The organism is Saccharomonospora marina XMU15 (assembly GCF_000244955.1).
Taxonomy (GTDB): Bacteria; Actinomycetota; Actinomycetes; order Mycobacteriales; family Pseudonocardiaceae; genus Saccharomonospora_A; species Saccharomonospora_A marina.
Window position 1 is genome coordinate 2,089,566 of record NZ_CM001439.1, and the last position, 17,428, is coordinate 2,106,993.

The 17,428-nt window shown below is 69.2% G+C and carries 15 protein-coding genes; 14 read left to right on the plus strand and 1 reads right to left on the minus strand.

The genetic code is table 11. The features are described 5' to 3' along the window. Positions 1-24 precede the first annotated feature (24 nt). Positions 25-792, minus strand: a complete 768-nt coding sequence (locus SACMADRAFT_RS09925) for an SDR family NAD(P)-dependent oxidoreductase (protein ID WP_009153675.1) — start codon at positions 790-792, stop codon at positions 25-27. 139 nt (positions 793-931) lie between these two features. Here SACMADRAFT_RS09925 and SACMADRAFT_RS09930 point away from each other — a divergent pair, with 139 nt between their 5' ends. From SACMADRAFT_RS09930 to SACMADRAFT_RS09995, 14 genes are all read left to right on the plus strand, one after another. Further along, positions 932-2,080: a steroid 3-ketoacyl-CoA thiolase gene (locus tag SACMADRAFT_RS09930; RefSeq protein ID WP_009153676.1), complete on the plus strand. Its 1,149-nt coding sequence runs from the start codon at positions 932-934 to the stop codon at positions 2,078-2,080. Positions 2,081-2,128: 48 nt separating this feature from the next. Then, the gene (locus SACMADRAFT_RS09935) at positions 2,129-2,953 is read left to right on the plus strand and encodes an SDR family NAD(P)-dependent oxidoreductase (RefSeq protein ID WP_009153677.1); all 825 of its coding nucleotides are present in this window, start codon (positions 2,129-2,131) and stop codon (positions 2,951-2,953) included. Positions 2,954-2,960: 7 nt separating this feature from the next. Further along, positions 2,961-4,631 (plus strand): class I adenylate-forming enzyme family protein, encoded by a 1,671-nt coding sequence (locus SACMADRAFT_RS09940; RefSeq protein WP_009153678.1) that lies wholly within the window; start codon positions 2,961-2,963, stop codon positions 4,629-4,631. Continuing rightward, a complete protein-coding gene (locus tag SACMADRAFT_RS09945) occupies positions 4,603-6,141 on the plus strand; it encodes an acyl-CoA carboxylase subunit beta (protein ID WP_198285950.1) in 1,539 nt (512 codons plus the stop codon). Before SACMADRAFT_RS09940 ends, SACMADRAFT_RS09945 begins: the two co-directional genes overlap by 29 nt. Positions 6,142-6,277: 136 nt before the next feature. Continuing rightward, positions 6,278-7,456 (plus strand): acyl-CoA dehydrogenase family protein, encoded by a 1,179-nt coding sequence (locus tag SACMADRAFT_RS09950; protein ID WP_009153680.1) that lies wholly within the window; start codon positions 6,278-6,280, stop codon positions 7,454-7,456. 6 nt (positions 7,457-7,462) lie between these two features. Beyond that, on the plus strand, positions 7,463-8,611 hold the full coding sequence (locus SACMADRAFT_RS09955) for an acyl-CoA dehydrogenase family protein (protein ID WP_009153681.1): 1,149 nt from the start codon (positions 7,463-7,465) through the stop codon (positions 8,609-8,611). Then, positions 8,595-11,114, plus strand: coding sequence for a CaiB/BaiF CoA transferase family protein (locus SACMADRAFT_RS09960; RefSeq protein ID WP_009153682.1), 2,520 nt, complete (start codon positions 8,595-8,597; stop codon positions 11,112-11,114). The genes SACMADRAFT_RS09955 and SACMADRAFT_RS09960 overlap by 17 nt, the downstream gene beginning before the upstream one ends. Before the next feature lie 9 nt (positions 11,115-11,123). Then, positions 11,124-11,624 carry an FAS1-like dehydratase domain-containing protein gene (locus SACMADRAFT_RS09965; protein WP_009153683.1) on the plus strand — a complete coding sequence of 167 codons (501 nt, stop codon included), beginning with the start codon at positions 11,124-11,126 and terminating at the stop codon, positions 11,622-11,624. Positions 11,625-11,629: 5 nt separating this feature from the next. Further along, complete coding sequence (locus tag SACMADRAFT_RS09970) at positions 11,630-12,094, plus strand: hotdog family protein (protein WP_009153684.1); 465 nt, start codon at positions 11,630-11,632, stop codon at positions 12,092-12,094. 2 nt (positions 12,095-12,096) lie between these two features. Next, complete coding sequence (locus tag SACMADRAFT_RS09975; protein WP_009153685.1) at positions 12,097-13,293, plus strand: thiolase family protein; 1,197 nt, start codon at positions 12,097-12,099, stop codon at positions 13,291-13,293. A gap of 4 nt (positions 13,294-13,297) precedes the next feature. After that, a complete protein-coding gene (locus tag SACMADRAFT_RS09980) occupies positions 13,298-13,732 on the plus strand; it encodes a Zn-ribbon domain-containing OB-fold protein (protein WP_009153686.1) in 435 nt (144 codons plus the stop codon). A 157-nt stretch (positions 13,733-13,889) separates the two neighbouring features. Beyond that, entirely contained in the window at positions 13,890-15,515 is a 1,626-nt protein-coding gene (locus SACMADRAFT_RS09985) for an ABC transporter substrate-binding protein (RefSeq protein ID WP_009153687.1), read from the plus strand. An 84-nt stretch (positions 15,516-15,599) separates the two neighbouring features. Beyond that, positions 15,600-16,553 carry an ABC transporter permease gene (locus tag SACMADRAFT_RS09990; RefSeq protein WP_009153688.1) on the plus strand — a complete coding sequence of 318 codons (954 nt, stop codon included), beginning with the start codon at positions 15,600-15,602 and terminating at the stop codon, positions 16,551-16,553. Next, positions 16,546-17,424: an ABC transporter permease gene (locus SACMADRAFT_RS09995; RefSeq protein ID WP_009153689.1), complete on the plus strand. Its 879-nt coding sequence runs from the start codon at positions 16,546-16,548 to the stop codon at positions 17,422-17,424. The genes SACMADRAFT_RS09990 and SACMADRAFT_RS09995 overlap by 8 nt, the downstream gene beginning before the upstream one ends. The last annotated feature ends 4 nt before the right edge of the window (positions 17,425-17,428 follow it).

Genomic DNA, 17,428 nt, shown 5'->3' on the forward strand with positions numbered 1-17,428 from the left:
GTTGCCGAACCTCGCACTCGCCGGTCAAACCCCGTAACCGCCGTCGACGTCCAGCTTCTGCCCTGTGACGAACCCGGCGCGGTCGGAGGCGAGGAAGCAGACGGCCTCGGCGATGTCGGTGGCGTTGCCGAACCTGCGCAACGGGATGTTGTCCCTCGCGGCCGCGAGCGCGCGCTCGTCGAGGTCGCCGGAGTCGATCAGTCGCCGCGCCATGCCGTCGGTGAGCATGCCGGGCCCGACGCAGTTCGCGCGCACACCGAACCGACCCTCCTCCGCCGCCACGGCTTTGACCAGTGCCTCCACGGCGGCCTTCGGCGCGGAGGAAAGGCCGTCGCGCACGGGAAACCGGGTGGTGGCCGCCGTGGTCACCGCCACGATGCTGCCCCTGCCGGTGCGCAGGTGCGGCAGTGCGGGCGAGAGCACGTTGAACAGTGCGGTGGCGTCGTCGAGTAGTTGGCAGCGAAACCGCTGCGGTGTCACCTTGCTCAGGTGTGTCATCGGCACGTGCGGCCCGGCCGCGTACACCAGGGTGTGGATTCCTGCGAAGTCCTCGGCCACGTGGGCGACGACCTCGGCGCAGCGCTGCGCGTTCGTCAGTTCCAGCTGGTAGGCCCTGGCGGCGAAACGGGGTTCGGCGAGCAGTGGCTCGACACCGGCGCGGTCGCGGCGGTAGGTGAGCGCCACGGCACTGCCGCGTTCGGCCAGTGTCCGCGCGATCACCGAACCCAGCCCGCCGCCCGCCCCCAGCACCAGCGCCGCACCCTGACGGGATGCGAAGTCGAGTTCACTCACCGCGACTCCAATCTTGACTTGTCGGGCACATGTTGGAAACCTAGCACTTGCTTGGTTATCGGAGCGGTGCCGTCCGGCCGCCCGATCCGCAGGTGTCCGGCCGCACGAACCCGGCCGGCGTTGAGCGCAGGAGTACGCCATGGGAACCCCGGTCATTGTCGACGCCGCTCGCACGCCGTTCGGAAAGCGAGGCGGTTGGCTTTGCGGCCTGCACCCCGCCGAACTGCTCGGCATGGCGCAGCGCGGCCTGCTCGAGCGACTGGACGTCGATCCCGCCGCCGTGGAACAGCTCATCGGCGGCTGCGTCACGCAGGCGGGGGAGCAGGCGAACAACGTCACACGCACCGCGTGGCTGCACGCCGGACTCCCGGAGGAGACCGGTGCCGTCACCATCGATTCGCAGTGTGGCTCAGCCCAGCACGCCGTGCACCTGGTCGCAGGCCTGATCGCGACCGACGCGATCGACGTCGGGATGGCCTGCGGCGTTGAGATGATGTCCAGGGTCCCGCTCGGCGCCAACGTGGGCGGCGAGGCGGGAATGCCGAAGCCGGACTCCTGGGACATCGACATGCCCAACCAGTTCGGGGCCGCCGACCGGATCGCCGCGCGGCGCGGATTCAGTCGCGAGGACCTCGACGCCTTCGGGGCGCGCTCACAGCGGCTGGCCAGGCAGGCCTGGGACGAGGGCAGGTTCGACCGGCAGATCATTGCGGTCACGGCCCCCTCACCCGACGGCGGTGACCCCGTCCGAGTCACCCGTGACCAGGGGTTGCGCGACACCAGCATGGAAGCGCTCGCCGGGCTCAAGCCGGTACTGCCCGACGGCCTGCACACCGCGGGGACGTCCTCGCAGGTCTCCGACGGAGCGAGCGTGGCGATGGTGACCGACGCCGAGAAGGCCAAGGAACTCGGCCTTCGCCCGCGCGGGCGCATCCTGGCGCAGTGCCTCGTCGGCGCGGAGCCCTACTACCACCTCGACGGGCCGGTCCGTGCCGCGCAACGCGTGCTGGACCGCACCGGGATGAAGATCGGCGACATCGATCTGGTCGAGGTCAACGAGGCGTTCGCCTCGGTGCCGATGTCGATGCGCCAGGTGCACGACCTCGACCCGGATCTGCTCAACGTGAACGGCGGAGCGATCGCCGTCGGCCACCCCGTCGGTGCCACCGGCATCCGGTTGATCGCCACCGCCCTGGACGAGTTGGAGCGCAGGGACAAGCAGACGGCCCTGGTCGCCATCTGCGCGGGCGGTGCGCTGGCCACCGGCGCCATCATCGAGCGGATGTGAGCGCGCGCGTGCCGAACCGCCACGCGGGCTGCTCGATGTGAGGCGGGCATGAGTGTGGAACTGACCGGACTCGAAGGAAAGGTCGCCGTGGTCACCGGGGCGGGCAGGATGCGCTCCATCGGCAGGGCGATCGCGGTGGAACTGGCCCGTGCGGGCTGCGATGTCGTCCTCACCGGCACCGGTCGGTCGCCCGAACGCTATCCCGACGACGAGCGGGCGGCGGGCTGGCGCGACATCGACTCCGTCGCCGATGAGGTGCGCGCGCTCGGGAGGCGGGCCACCCCGGTGGTGCTCGACGTCGCCGATCCCGACGCGGTGGACTCGCTCGCGGAGTCGGTGCACGCCGAGTACGGCCGGGTGGACGTCGTGGTCAACAACGCCGCGGCGGCACGGGGGCCGGACCGGGTACCTGTCGTGGACCTCCCGGTGCAGGTGTGGGACCAGGTGATCGCCGTCAACCTGCGCGGCACGTTCCTTCTCAGCCGCCGCTTCGCCCGGATGCTCGTGGCACAGGGCGAAGGCGGCAGCATCATCAACATCTCCTCGATCGGCGGTAAGTCGATGGGCGCCAACACGGCGGCCTACGCGGCGTCCAAGGCCGCGGTGCAGGCGCTGACCTCGTCGATGGCGAAGGAACTGGGCGCGGCGGACATCCGCGTCAACGCCATCTGCCCCGGTGTCACGCGCACGGGCAGGTTGGACGACGTCACGCCGCAGGCGTGGCAGGAGTACGTGGCACGCAACATCCCGCTTGGCCGCGCGGGCACCCCGACCGACGTGGCCATGACCGCGGTTTTCCTGGCCAGCGACCAGGGGGCATGGGTGAGTGGGCAGGCGTGGAACGTCGACGGTGGACAGTTGACGGTGCGGTGAGGAGTCCATGAACGGCAACGCTGCTGACCCGGCGAAGGCTCGCGAGGCCGCGGTCACGATGCTGACCGCCCCTGGCGGTCGTTTCGAGGTCGTCGAGGAGGACGTGCTCGGCAGGCGGATGCGGGTCTTTCGCAATCGGCTGCGATCGCTGCGCGAGCTGTTGCTGACCGCGAGGCGGCACGGCGACACGGAATACCTGGTCTGCGAGGAAAACCGGTGGACCTTCGCCGAGCACCACGCCCGCGTGGCCTCGCTGGCACAGGCGCTGCGCGAGCGTTACCACATCGGCAAGGGAGACCGGGTCGCCATCCTGTCCGCGAACAACGCGGAATGGATCATGACGTTCTGGGCGGCCACCAGCCTCGGCGCGATCACCGTCGGCATGAACTCGTTGTGGTCGGCGCGCGAGGTCGAATACGGGCTCGCCGACAGCGCGCCGTCGCTGATCGTCACCGACGGCAGGCGGCGGGAACTGCTCGGCGACACCGGCACCACGGTGCTGTCGATGGAGACCGACATCCCGGCGCTGGCGTCACAGACTCCCGGAGCCGAACTGCCCGACAGCGACATCGCCGAGGACGACCCCGCGGTGATCCTGTACACCTCGGGCACGACCGGCCGCCCGAAGGGCGCGGTGCACTCCCATCGCAACGTGCTTGCCGCCTGCGACTACCACCTGTTCAACGACGCGCTCGCCGAGGCGCTCGGCAGGCCACCGACACGGCGACGCTACCTGCTCGCCACACCGCTGTTCCACATCGCGGCGCTGCACAATCTCGCGGTTCCCCGGCTGGCCACCGCGGAAACCGCGGTGATCTACACCGGACGGTTCGAGGCGGAGCGGGTGCTGCGGCTGATCGAGCGGGAGCGCGTCACCAACTGGGGTGCGGTGCCCACCATGGCGAACCGGCTGCTCGAGCACGGCGATCTGTCCGGCTACGATCTGTCCAGCCTCACCGCGCTGTCGCTGAACTCCGCGCCGTCCTCGCCCGCGCTGATGGACAGGGTGCGCGAGCTGTTGCCACACGCCGCGCCGTCGCTGGGCACCACCTACGGACTCACCGAGACGTCCACGGCGGCGACGCTGGCCACCTCCGCCGACCTGGCGCGCTGTCCGGACTCGGTGGGTACGCCGGTGGTCAATGTGGACGTCGAGATCCGCGACGCCGAGGGCAACCGGGTACCAGACGGCGTGGAGGGCGAGATCTGCGTTCGGGGTGCGCAGGTGATGCTCGGCTACTGGAACAACCAGGAGGCCACCGCTGCCGCGATCGATCCGGACGGCTGGCTGCGCACCGGCGATCTCGGCATGCTGGCCGACGGCCACCTTCGCATCAGCAGCAGGCGCGCGGACCTCATCCTGCGTGGCGGTGAGAACGTCTACCCGGTGGAGATCGAGAACGTGCTCGCCGAACACCCCCGCGTCGCCGAGAGCGTGGTGCTCGGTCTGCCGCACAACGACCTCGGCGAGGAGGTCGCTGCTGTGGTGGTACCTGCCGGACCCGACGCGGTGCGGCAGGACGAGTTGTCGGCTTTCGTGGCGCAGCGGCTGGCACGGTACAAGGTGCCGACGCGATGGCTGCTGACCACCCGGCCGCTGCCTCGCAACGCCACCGGCAAGGTGGAGCGCCACCGCGTGCGCGACAGCGTTGAACGCCGGGCCGCGGATGCCGGGTAACCGCGACGAGTGGGCACCGCTGCTGCAGTCCCTGCGGCAGCGGCGTCGGGATGCCCGTGCGATGGGCGGTGAGGACAAACTCGGTCGCTACCGAACCCGTGGCAGGCTCGACGCCAGGGCCCGCATCGACGCGCTGCTCGACCCGGCGACGTTCGCGGAACTGGGCACGCTCGCGGGCGACTCGGGCGTTCCCGCCGACGCCTTCGTCGCAGGCTCCGGCCTTGTCGGCGGCCGGCCTGTGCTGGTGGGTGCCGAGGACTTCACGGTCGCGGGCGGCTCCATCGGTGTCGCCGCGGCGTCGAAGCGGACCAGGCTCGCGTTGCTGGCCAAGCAGGAACGGGTTCCGCTGGTGCTCATGCTGGAGGGCGCCGGACACCGTCCGACCAACTCGCTGACCGCGCACCGGCCCGCGCCCAACGACCTGCAGGCGCTGGCGGAGTTGGCCGGTCTGGTGCCCACGGTCGCCATCGTCACAGGGCCCTCCGCGGGGCACAGCGCGCTGGCCGCACCGCTTTCGGATTTCGTCGTCATGGCGGGGCAGCAGGCCGCGCTGTTCACCGCGGGACCACCGCTGGTGGCCGCTTCACTCGGCGAGCAGATCGGCAAGGCCGACCTCGGCGGACCGCGCGTACACGCGGTGGCCAGCGGAGTCGCGCACAACGTCACCGAGGACCACCCCACCGCAGTGACGCTGGCGCGCCGGTACCTGTCCTACTTCCCCGGCAGCGCGTGGCAGCGCCCGCCGAGGGCGAGCGGCACCGATGCCGTCGACACCGGACCTCGCGGGCTGGAGGACCTGCTCGACCTCATTCCGCCGAACTCGCGAAGACCCTACGACATGGCGCGGGTGCTGGACCGGCTGGTCGATGCGGGCTCGTTGCTGGAACTGCAACCCCAGCACGGTCGCTCGCTGATCACCGCGCTTGCCCGGCTCGGCGGGCAGCCGGTGGCCGTGGTGGCCAACCAGCCGCTGGTACTGGCAGGAGCGATCGATGTCGCCGCAGCGGAGAAGGCAGCGCGATTCATCGAGGTCACCGGTGCGTTTCACCTCCCGCTGGTGCTGCTGGCCGACAATCCGGGGGTGCTGTCCGGCAGCGCGTCGGAGCGGGCGGGCATCCTGCGGGCAGGGGCACGGATGTTCGCGGCACAGCATCGAAGCCAGGTGCCCAAGCTGCACGTCACCATCCGCAAGGCGTTCGGCTTCGGCTCCTCGGTGATGGGCATGAACGCCTTCGACGGGCAGACGGTGTCGCTGGCCTTCCCCGGCGTGACGCTCGGCGGCATTCCGGCCGCGGTGGGTGGCAGCACGGCGAAGGCCGACGAGGAGACCCGCAAGGCACTGCTGGACAACGAGTCGCAGGGTCCGTGGAAACTGGCGGGTTCGGTCAGCTACGACGAGGTGATCGACCCGCGCGAGTTGCGCAACGCCCTGCTTGCCGCGCTGACGGTCTCGAGCACGCGGCTGTCCGCACCCGCCGAGCCGGTGAACCACACCGGCTACCTGCGCTGAGCCGACCAACCACCGGCGGAGATCGGCCGGTGAGACGAGCACGCTTGACACCAAGCAAGCGTTAGGTTGTACTTGGCGAACTATTACTAATAGGCAGACATCTAACTGAACCTCACATCGGCGTGGACGGGACAGGATGGATTTCGAGCTGGATGCGCAGCAGCGAGCGTGGCTGGCGCAGGTGCGGGCGTTCCTGCGGCACAATGTCACCGCGGCGCTGCGCGCGGAGTTGGCCGAGCACGGCCAGGACCTACCGGGCGGCGAGGTCGCCGCGTTTCGCGCCAAGGTGGGCGCCAAGGGCTGGTTCGGGCTCAACTGGCCGGTCCGCTACGGCGGCCTCGGCCTCGGCCCGGTCCACCAGCACTTGCTGATGAGCGAGTTCGAGTACTGGGGAGCACCGGGACCCGACCTCACCGTCACCTCGGTCGCACCGATGATCATGCGGCACGGCACGGAGCTGAACAAGCGCGAGTTCCTGCCCGCCATCGCCAGGGGCGAACTGATCTGCGCCGTCGGCTACTCCGAGCCCGACGCGGGCACGGACCTGGCGAGCCTTCGCACCACCGCCGTGCGCGACGGAGACGAATGGGTCATCAACGGCTCCAAGATCTGGAACAGCCTCGCCCAGCGCGCCACCCACGAGTGGCTGTGCGTACGGACCAACCCCAGCGCCCCGAAGCACAAGGGGATCTCGGTGATCATGGTCCCGATGCAGGCCACCGGCGTACGGGTCCGGCCGATCCACACCTGGAGCGACTACCGCACCAACGAAACCTTCTTCGACAACGTCCGCGTGCCCGCGACCAACCTGATCGGCGAGGTGGACAGGGGCTGGCAGTACATCACCGGCGCGCTCGACCTGGAACGGGCAGCGCTGACCAACGCGGGCGACCTCCGTCGCGCTGTCGACGACCTGCTGGAGCTGGCGATGCGACCGAGGTACGACGGTGCGAGGCCTGCCGACGATCCCGACGTCTGCCGCAAGATCGCGCAACTGGACGCCGACGTGGAGGCGGCCACCCTGATGGGCTGGCGGGCGAGCTCGCTGCTTGCCGAGGGTGTGATCCCGACGGTCGAGGTGAGCACGGAGAAGATCTTCACAAGCGAGCTGCGACAGCGCATCGCCGACGTGGCCACCCAGATGTTGGGAATGGACGGTGTGCTGGCCTACCGCAGCGAGCACGCGCCGCTGGAAGGCCGGTTCGAACGGCTCTACCGGTCGGCACCGCTGCTGCGGTTCGGCGGCGGCACCAACGAGGTACTGCGCGACGTCGTCGCGCAGCGCGGCCACGGTCTACCCCGGTACGGCAGGTGAGTGACGATGCGACTCGTCGCCACCGACGAACACCGTGACCTGCGGGCGATGCTGCGTCAGCTGCTGGACGAGCACTGCCCGCCGAGCCTGGCGAGGCAGCTGAAGCAACCCGGCCGCGAGGACGTGCCGCCCGCACTGTGGTCGGCACTGGCCGACACCGGCATTCTCGGAATCGCCGTCGACGCCGACTACGGCGGCGGCGGTGGCGGCCTGTACGAACTCGGGCTGGTCTTCTCCGAGGCGGGCAGGGCACTGTGCCCCACACCGGTGTACGACACACTGCTGTTCGCCGTCGCCCTCGGCCGGCTCGCGGACACCGAGCAGCGGCGGCGTTACCTGAGCGCACTCACCCAGGGCTCGCTCAAGGCCACCGTCGCCGCGTGGAACCCCTCCGACGCCTCGGACCTGATGCCGACGCTGACCGCGCGGCCGGTGGCCGGGGGTTGGTCGGTGAGCGGAACCCTGCCGTACGTGTCGAACGCGGACTGTTCCGACGTGGTACTGACGACCGCACGCGCTGTCGCGGACGGCGAGCCGAGCAGGCTGATCGGCCTGCTACTCGACCCACACCACGCCGGCCTGCAGGCGCGGCCACTCACGACGATGGCGCGCGACCGGCAGGCTCGGGTGCTGCTCGAGGAGAGCTACGTACCCGACGACGAGGCGCTCACCGGTGTGGCCGGTCGCGGACTCACGCGCGCGGATCTGTCGTGGGTGGCCAACGTGGCCGTCGCGCTGCAATGCATGGAGATGACCGGCGGCGCGCGGGCGGTGCTGGAGCGCACAGTGGACTACATCGCGGCAAGGGAGCAGTTCGGCAGACCGATCGGCGCGTTCCAGGCAGCGCAGCACCTGGTGGCCGACATGCATATCGCGGTGGAGGCCGCGACGCTGACCGCGCAACGGGCCGTGTGGTGGCTCGGTAAGGGCGAGCCGGTGGCCCGCTACGTGGCCATCGCGGCGATGCACGCGAGCGAGGCGTACAAGCAGGCGACGTTGACCGCGCACCAGTTGCACGGCGGCATGGGCTACGTCCGCGAAACCGACCTGCACCTGTGGTCGGAGCGAGCCAAGGTCAGCGAGGTCCGCAACGGCACCGCCGACGTCGCGGCGGGTTGGCTGGGAAAGGAGTTGGGCCTTGGCCGAGCACGATGATCAGCGATCTTGCGCCGCGCTGCCGGAAAGGCAGGTGCTTGACGACCTCCGGGTGATCGACCTCTCCCGTTGGGTGGCGGGCGAGTACGCCACCAAACTGTTCGCCGACTTCGGCGCCGACGTCGTCAAGGTCGAGAAGCCGGGCCGGGGCAGTCTCACCCGCGCCTACGGACCGTTCCCCGGTGACCAGCCGGATCCCGAACGCAGCGCGCTGTTTCTGCACCTGAACACCAACAAGCGCTCGATCGCGCTCGACCTGACCGACGAGGCCGACCGCGAGGTGCTGCTGAAGCTGGTGGAGACCGCCGATGCCGTGGTGGAGTCGTTCCGTCCCGGTCATCTCGAGCGGCTGGGACTGGGCCCGGAGGTGTTGCTGGAGCGCAACCCGCGCCTGGTGCTGACGCGGATCAGCGCGTTCGGACAGACCGGTCCCTACCGCGACCACGAGGCGACCGGAATCGTGCTGCAGGCGATGGGTGGCCCGATGAACGCCACCGGCCAGGCCGACGCGGCCCCGCTGCGCAAACCCGGACAGTTGGAGCACTACACCATCGGCCGCGCGGCGGGCCAGGCCACGCTGGCCGGGCTGACACACGCGCGCCGCAACGCGACCTCGGCGGTGATCGACGTCTCCGGGCACGAGGTGCTGCTCTCCGGCGCCGACCGCCGAGCCTCGTACCTGCTCGCCGCCGCCTACTCCGGCATGGTCGCGCCCCGAGGGATGCGAAGCCCCCACCGGCACGGTGCCACGTTCACCGGCCCGTTCCGCGCACTCGACGGCTACGTCATGGTTTACGTCACCAACTCCGAGTTCTGGAACCGATTGGTGTCGCTGATCGGCGCCGACGACGAGTCCTTTCGCGACAGCTACCTCGACAGGCAGACGCTGGCGGGTGAGGACAGGGAGCGATTCCTGGCACGCGTGCGGCAGTGGTTCGCCGAGCGCACCAAGACCGAAGCGATGGAGGCCGCCGAGGCCGCCCGTATACCCGTCACCGCCTATCTGAAGGTGTCGGAGGTGCTGGCCTGCGGACACTTCCGCGACCGCGGTGCGTTCGCCAGGGCCGAGCATCCGGTGGCCGGTAGCCTGCAGTACCCGGCCGCGCCGTGGCGGATGCGAAACGGCTACCGGCTGCGGCGCGCCGCCCCCACCCTCGACCAGCACGGTGCGGATATCCGTGCCGAAGTCGCGGGAGCGGGCAGGGCGAGCGCGTCACGGCCGCCCGCGACGGCGAGGCCGGTGCCTGCGCTGCACGGCATCCGCGTCGTCGACCTCACCGTGGTGTGGTCCGGCCCCGGCGCCACCGCCCTGCTCGGTGACCTCGGTGCGGAAGTGATCAGGCTCGAGGGCAACAACCGGCGCGGCAGGCAGGTATCGGCAGGTGTCACCAAGGAGTCGATCGCGGCGACCGGGTACCACGGCGGGACCTACCCCGACCGCGACCCAGGAGACCGGCCCTACGACCGTTCCGCGGTGTTCAACTGGCACGCACGCAACAAGTTGTCCGCGTGCTGCAATCTCGACACCCCGCAAGGCCGAAAGGCAGCGCTCGACCTGCTGCGCGTCAGCGACGTGTTGGTGGAGAACAACAGCAACGGCGTGCTGGAGAAACTCGGCATCGGCCACGAGCGGCTGGCGAAACTGAATCCTCGGTTGATCGTCGCGCGAATGCCACCGCTGGGCATGACCGGGCCGATGAGCCGGTACCTCGGATACGGTCCCAACTTCAACGCGCTCGTCGGTATCGCCGCGATGGACGGCTACGAGGGGTGCGAGCCGGACACGGCGGGCGAGAACTACCACATGGACGAGGCGGCTCCCTCGGGTCTGGCCTTCGCCGTGCTCGCGGCGTTGTGGGATCGCGCGCGCACGGGCGAGGGTGGCCTGATCGAGTTCGCCCAGGCGGAGAACGTCCTCGCCGAGGTGGGCGAGTACGTGCTGGATCACCAGTTCAACCAGCGCGATCCCGCGGTGCTGGGCAATACCGATGCCCGCATGCTGCAAGACGTCTACCGCACCGCCGAGCCCGACACGTGGGTGGCCGTTTCGGTGCGCGACGACACCGACTGGGAGGCGCTGTGCTCGGCGATCGGCCTGACCGGCGAGCGCGGCCTGGATATCCGGCTACGGCAACGCGACTCCCGAAGGCTACGGGATCGCATCGGTGCGTGGGTGCGCGAACGCACCGCGGCCGAGGTGGTGACCATCCTGCGCGCGGCACGGGTTCCGGTGGGTGAGGTGCTGACCGAGACCAGGGTGCTGGCCGACGAGCACCTGCGGGCGCGCGGCTGGTTCCGGCAGCGATCGCATCCGGCTGTCGGCACGCACCGCTACCCGGGGCAGCCCTGGCGCGCCGACAGCTTCGAACTCGCCTACGGCAGGCCGCTTCCCGGGTTCGGCGAGGACAACGAGTACGTCTACAAGACCGTGCTCGGCTACTCCGACGAGCAGTACGACGACCTGGTACGGCGAGGTCTGGTGACAGACCGGCAACTGGTGTGAGGGGAACGGATGTCGCAGCAGTCACTGATACCCGATGCGGTGGCGCAGCGCGTCGGCAGCGTGGTGGCCACGGCTTGCGGGGAGGTCCTGCGCCGGGACTGGCAGCGCTGGGCGGCCGCGGTGGGCGAGCGCAACCCGTTGTACTTCGACCCGGACCACGCGCGGGCACACGGCTACCGCGACGTCGTCTGCCCTCCGCTGTACCTGCAGTACGCCGTGCTGGGCGTGACCAGGCTGGAGGAACTGCGGGAGGACGGCTCATCCGGGGCGGCAACGGGAGACCTGGTCTTTCCTTCGTGTCCGAGGCGGATGGCGGGTGGGGAGAGCACCACGTTCGCCCGGCCCGCCTACCACGGCGACGTGCTCACCAGCGTTCGCGTGCTGGCCGAGGTGACCGAGAAGCACGGCAGGTCCGGGCGGTTCGTACTCGTCACCTGGAACACCAGCTACGTCAACCAGTCGCGGCAACTGGTCGCCGAGTCCACCACGTCGATGATCGCGCGGCCGTAGCCGGAATGGAGCCGATATTGTTCGAGCAGGTCTACTTCGAGGACGTGCGACCCGGTCAGCGCATCCCTGCGCTTTCGGTGACCGTCGATCCGGTGCGGATGTTCTTCTTCAGCGCCGCCACCTACAACGGCCACCGGATTCACTACGACCGCAGCTGGGCACGTGACGTGGAGGGCTATCCGGACACGCTGGTGCAGGGACCGCTGCAGGCGGCGCTGCTCGCGAAAGCGGTGACCGACTGGATCGGCGGAGCAGGAAGGCTGGTCACGTTCTCCGTCCGCAACCGCATGTCAGCTCATCCGGGCGAGCGTCTGCTGTTCGGCGGTGTGGTAACCGCGACCAGGGTCGAGGGCGAGCAGGGCCTTGTGGACGTGGAGATCAAGGCCGAGCGCGGCGACGACGTGCTGCTGCCCGGTACGGCCACGGTCTGCCTTCCCCGGCGCAGCGACCCGGACCGGCGGAGGGCGTGAGTATGGGACTGCGAGGCACCGCGGCGATCGTCGGCTTCCACGAACTTCCCGCGCGACGGCGGCAGGACGGCCCTGCGATGTCCACGCTGGAGCAGTGGGCGACGTTGTCGGCGGCCGTGCTCGCCGACGCCGGTATCGACCCCGGTCGCGTCGGTGGTCTCGTGGCGCACGGTCTGGCCGAGTCCAAGCTGTTCGTGCCCGCCACCCTGTCGGAGTACCTGGGAATCCCGCTCGGCTTCGGCGAGGTGGTGGATCTGGGAGGAGCCACCTCGGCCGGGATGGTGTGGCGCGCCGCCGCCGCCGTCGAACTGGGCCTGTGCGAAGCCGTGTTGGCTGTGGTGCCCGGCTCCCGCCCTCCGGCATCTACCCGAAACCCGCCGCCCGAGCCGGGCTACCTCGGGGCCTCCAGCGGGGAGTACGGCTCACCGCAGGCCGAGTTCGAGATCCCCTACGGCAACCTCGGCCAGAACGCGCCCTACGCCCAGATCGCGCAACGCTACGCCGCGGAGTTCGGATACGACCCGCGCGCCACCGCGAAGATCGCGGTGGACCAGCGCGCCAACGCGTGCGCGCATCCGGGCGCGGTCTTCCACGGAAAGCCGTTGACGATCGCCGACGTGCTGGACAGTCCGGTAATCGCCGAACCGCTTCACCTGCTGGAGATCGTGCTGCCGGTGCAGGGCGGGGCAGCCGTGCTGGTGGCCAATGCCGACGTGGCGCGTTCCGGCCGAAACCGTCCGGTGTGGATCAAAGGGTTCGGTGAGCAGGTCTCGTTCAAGACACCGACCTACGCCCAGGACATGGTGCGCAGCCCGATCGCGGCGTCGGCGCGGCGGGCCTTCGAGATGGCCGGTGTCGACCGTGCCGAGATCGACGTGGCTTCGATCTACGACTGCTACACGATCACGGTGCTGATGAGCCTGGAGGACGCGGGTTTCTGCGAGAAGGGAACCGGGATGCGCTGGATCGCGGAGCACGACCTGACCTTTCGCGGCGACTTCCCGCTGAACACCGCGGGCGGCCAGCTTTCGTTCGGGCAGGCCGGAATGGCGGGCGGGATGCACCACGTCTGCGACGCGGTGCGGCAGCTGATGGGACGGGCCGGTGAGGCGCAGGTGCCTGGCGCGGACACGGCGTTTGTCACCGGAACCGGCGGGATCATGAGCGAGCAGGTGGCGCTCGTGCTACGAGGGGAGTGAGTCGATGACCGAACCGGTACCGCGCCCGGTCCCCGAACCGACGGCAGTCTCGGCGCCGTTCTGGGAGTCGTTGCGCCGCCACAGAATTCGAATCCAGTACTCGCCCTCGTTGGCGGAGTACGTGTTCTACCCGAGACTGCTGGCGCCGCGCACACTCGCCGACGACCTGGAATGGCGGGAGATCAGCGGGCTCGGCACGCTCTACACCTACACGGTCACCCACCGACCTACCGCACCACCATGGCGCGACGCGGTTCCGCAGTCGCTGGCCGTCGTGCAGTGGGACGAGGGACCGAGGTTCAGCACCGAACTGGTCGATGTGGACCCAGCGGAAATCTGGATCGGAATGCGGGTGGAACCGGTTTTCACCGAACTTTCCGGCGAGGACGTCACGATGCTGCGCTACCGGCCGGCAGCCGGTGGTGCAGCCGGTTACTAGCGGATAGCGTTGCTCCTTCCAAACTAGTTCTAATAGAAATAGTATCGAAAGTAGTACTAAGATGCGGTGAGGTCCGGCAGGTCGCCTCCGGCGGCGATGCGGTCACCTCCAACCCAACACATCCCGGCGCGGCAGCGGTGCCGCACAGGAGGAACAAATGAAGGTGCGCAGAACGAGACGACTGTGGTCGATCGTGGGACTGCTGAGCGTCGCGGCGCTGACCGTGAGCTGCTCGTCGGCCGGTGAGGACGCGGCCGGGTCCGGTACGGGCGAGGCCGGATCCGACAGCACCTACCAGGTCGGGATGATCGGTACCGACTCGGGAGGAAACCCGGTACGGGGCGGAACCTTCACGATGGCGGGGTTCTCCGAGCCAAGGCTGCTCGATCCCGCCGAAACCATCGTCGCCGGCTCAACGGGCGGCGTCGAGATGGCCGCCGTCTACGATGTCCTGCTGCGTTGGGACAGCGAAGCGAACAAGGTGGTGCCGCGGCTTGCCGAGTCCATCAGCGCCAACGACGACTTCACCACCTGGACGCTGACACTGCGCGACGGCGTGAAGTTCAGCGACGGCAGTCCGCTGAACGCGGCGGCGGTGAAGTGGAGCATCGAGCGCTACGTCGAAAAGGGTGCGACGGAGGCCAAGCTGTGGCAGGCCAGCGTCACCAAGATCGGCACACCTGACGAGCGCACCGTGGTGTTCGAACTGGCGGACAAGTGGCCGACCTTCGACCACATGCTCACCAGCGGCCCCGGCATGATCGTCGCCAAGTCGGCCGACGCTGGCGGGAAGTTCAAGCCCGTGGGCGCGGGCCCGTTCACCTTCGAACGCCACGCCCCGCAGGAAGAGCTGGTGCTCAAGGCCAACGACGGCTACTGGGACGGCAGGCCGAACCTGGACCGAATCCGGGTGGTGTACCTCAACGACCCGCACGCGTCGATGGAGTCGTTCGGCTCCGGTGGCGTCAACTCGGTCTTCCTGCGTGATCCCGACCTGGTCGACAAGGCGCTCGCCGACAAGCTGCCCGGCTTCCTCAACATGGTCTCGCTCGGCAACGTCGCGATGATCAACGCCGCTGAAGGCCGTCCAGGCGCCGACCCCAGGGTCCGGCAGGCGATGCATCACGCGATCAACCCCGAGCTGATCCGGCAGCGCGCGTTCCAGGGCGCGGGCGTGGCGAGCAACGCCATCTTCCCGGAGTTCTCGCAGTGGCACACCGATACCGAGCCGCTGCCGTACGACCCGGAGCAGGCCAAGCGGCTGCTGAGCGAGGCGAAGGCCGACGGCTTCGACGGCAAGGTCAGCTACACCGACGCGCAGGACCCCGCTTCGAGGGCGACGGCACTGGCGTTCAAGTCCTCACTGGAAGCCGTCGGGTTCGAGGTCGAACTCGACCTCACCCGGACGGTGGCCGACCAGATCTCGAAGGTGGCGGTCAAGCAGGACTACGACGTGGCCGGCTGGGGCATCAGTTGGCGTGAGGCGGGCCCCTACGGCCGGATGTTCGCGACGCTGCACAGCAAGGGCAACCTGTCGGCGGGCATGCCCACCGGCAAGGAGATGGACGCGCTGCTGGACGAGTTCCGAGGCGCCGAGACTCTTGAGCAGCAGCGAGCCGTCATGGCCAAGATCCAGCAGCAGTGGAACGAGGACGTGCCCGCGCTGGTCTACGGTCCCACGCCGGAGTTCCTCGTCTGGGCCGAGAACATCCACGGCGTCGTCGACACCACCAACAGCATGGTGCTGCTCGACAAGGCCTGGATCGAGGGCGGTGGCTCCTGACGGACGGGACGCCGGTGCGCCCGCTTCCGTGGCGGGCGCACCGGCTCACGGTCCGAAGCCGGTGGAAGACGGAAGGAGCCCGCGATGGCGAACGCCGCGTTGAAGCGGCTCGGTGAACTGGTGATCGTGCTGCTGATCGTCAGCGCAGGCACCCTCGCTCTGCTGTCGCTGACACCGACCGACCCCGCGGTGACCGTGCTCGGTGAGGGACACAGCGAGCAGGAGTACGCCCAGGTACGCGAGGAACTGGGGCTCAACGACCCGCTGCCGGTGCGCTACCTGGACTGGCTGTCCGCCGCGGTTCGCGGTGACCTCGGCGCCTCCGTGGTGCCGCCCTACAGCGACGTCGCCGAGCGCATCGGTGCCGCGCTTCCCGTCAGCATCGAACTGGCGGTGCTGGGCCTGGCCATGGCACTGCTGGTTTCGGTACCGCTGGCCATGTGGTCGGCCTACCACGCGGGCGGCCGGGTGGACCGGCTGATCAGCGCGGGAACCTTCGGGGTGCTTTCGGTGCCAAGCTTCCTCGCCGGACTGCTGGTGATCATGGTGTTCTCCGTGCGACTGGGCTGGTTCCCCCGAACCGAGTGGGTGCGGCTGAGCGAGAGCGTGGCGGACAACCTCTACCACGCGTTCCTGCCCGCGCTGACGATCGCGCTGGTGGAGGCGGCGATGTTCACCCGCATCCTGCGCAACGACCTGATCACGACGCTGCGCGAGGACTACATCCTCTCGGCGAAGGCCAAGGGCATGTCGCCGGTGCACATCATGTTCTCCGACGCGCTGCGGCCGTCGTCGTTCTCGTTGATCACGGTGCTGGGCATCAGCCTGGGCAGGCTGATCGGCAGCACGGTGATCGTGGAGTACCTGTTCGCCCTTCCCGGGATGGGTTCGCTCGTCATCAACGCGGCCAACCAGGGTGACTTCACGATGGTGCAGGGGGCGGTGCTGGTGATCGCGCTGATCTACGTGGTGACCAACGCGCTGATCGACCTCTCCTACAACTACCTCGACCCACGGATCAGGCGGGCCCATGTCTGACGTCGCCAGCTCGAAACCACGCGGCAGGGCAGGCCGTGTCGCCTCGTTCGACGTGGCCGCATGGTTGTGCGGCGGCTGGTTGGTGACGCTCGTGCTCGCCGCGGTGTTCGCGCCGCTGCTGCCGCTGGGCGAGCATGCCGACATCGCGAACACCATCGACTCACCCGCGCTGGCCCGGCCGGACCTGTTCTCCGAACACCCGCTCGGCACCAACAACTTCGGGCTGGACCTGCTGGCCAGGGTCATCCACGGCGCGCGGGCGTCGCTGGTCGTCTCGGTGGGGGCGGTGCTGATCGGCATGGTGGTGGGCGGCTCGATCGGCATCGTCGCGGGCTACTTCCGCAAGCTCACCGACTCGGTGATCGGTGTGCTGACCAACTCGTTGCTGGCTGTGCCGCCGCTCATCCTGCTGATCGCGCTGGCGACGGTGCTGCGGCCGAACCTGCGCAACATCGCGATCGCGCTGTCGCTGCTGGCACTTCCCAGCATGATCAGGATGGCAAGGGCCAGCACGCTGGCGTTCGCGCAGCGCGACTTCGTGCTGGCGGCGAAATCCATGGGAGCTTCGCGGCTGAGAGTGATGACGCGCGAACTGCTGCCCAACGTGATCCTGCCGCTGGCCTCCTACGGCATGGTGATGGTCTCGGTGCTGATCGTGGCGGAGGCGTCGCTGAGCTTCCTCGGTCTGGGAATCCAGCAGCCGGACCCGTCGTGGGGAAACATGATCGCCGAGGGCGAGGGTGACACCTTCGCCGAACACCCGCACGTCGTGCTCGTCCCGGGCATCGCGCTGTTGCTCACCGTTTTCTCGTTCAATCTGCTCGGGGAGAAGGCCAGGAAACGCTGGGACCCCCGGGTCGCGAAACTGTAAGGAG

What these genes read in the sequence shown, in the direction of transcription:
- SACMADRAFT_RS09935 (WP_009153677.1), top strand. Translation starts at nt 2,129, where the DNA reads ATGAGTGTGGAACTGACCGGACTCGAAGGAAAGGTCGCCGTGGTCACC.
- SACMADRAFT_RS09965 (WP_009153683.1), top strand. Translation starts at nt 11,124, where the DNA reads ATGTCGCAGCAGTCACTGATACCCGATGCGGTGGCGCAGCGCGTCGGC.
- SACMADRAFT_RS09975 (WP_009153685.1), top strand. Translation starts at nt 12,097, where the DNA reads ATGGGACTGCGAGGCACCGCGGCGATCGTCGGCTTCCACGAACTTCCC.
- SACMADRAFT_RS09930 (WP_009153676.1), top strand. Translation starts at nt 932, where the DNA reads ATGGGAACCCCGGTCATTGTCGACGCCGCTCGCACGCCGTTCGGAAAG.
- SACMADRAFT_RS09940 (WP_009153678.1), top strand. Translation starts at nt 2,961, where the DNA reads ATGAACGGCAACGCTGCTGACCCGGCGAAGGCTCGCGAGGCCGCGGTC.
- SACMADRAFT_RS09950 (WP_009153680.1), top strand. Translation starts at nt 6,278, where the DNA reads ATGGATTTCGAGCTGGATGCGCAGCAGCGAGCGTGGCTGGCGCAGGTG.
- SACMADRAFT_RS09970 (WP_009153684.1), top strand. Translation starts at nt 11,630, where the DNA reads ATGGAGCCGATATTGTTCGAGCAGGTCTACTTCGAGGACGTGCGACCC.
- SACMADRAFT_RS09995 (WP_009153689.1), top strand. Translation starts at nt 16,546, where the DNA reads ATGTCTGACGTCGCCAGCTCGAAACCACGCGGCAGGGCAGGCCGTGTC.
- SACMADRAFT_RS09985 (WP_009153687.1), top strand. Translation starts at nt 13,890, where the DNA reads ATGAAGGTGCGCAGAACGAGACGACTGTGGTCGATCGTGGGACTGCTG.
- SACMADRAFT_RS09980 (WP_009153686.1), top strand. Translation starts at nt 13,298, where the DNA reads ATGACCGAACCGGTACCGCGCCCGGTCCCCGAACCGACGGCAGTCTCG.
- SACMADRAFT_RS09990 (WP_009153688.1), top strand. Translation starts at nt 15,600, where the DNA reads ATGGCGAACGCCGCGTTGAAGCGGCTCGGTGAACTGGTGATCGTGCTG.
- SACMADRAFT_RS09955 (WP_009153681.1), top strand. Translation starts at nt 7,463, where the DNA reads ATGCGACTCGTCGCCACCGACGAACACCGTGACCTGCGGGCGATGCTG.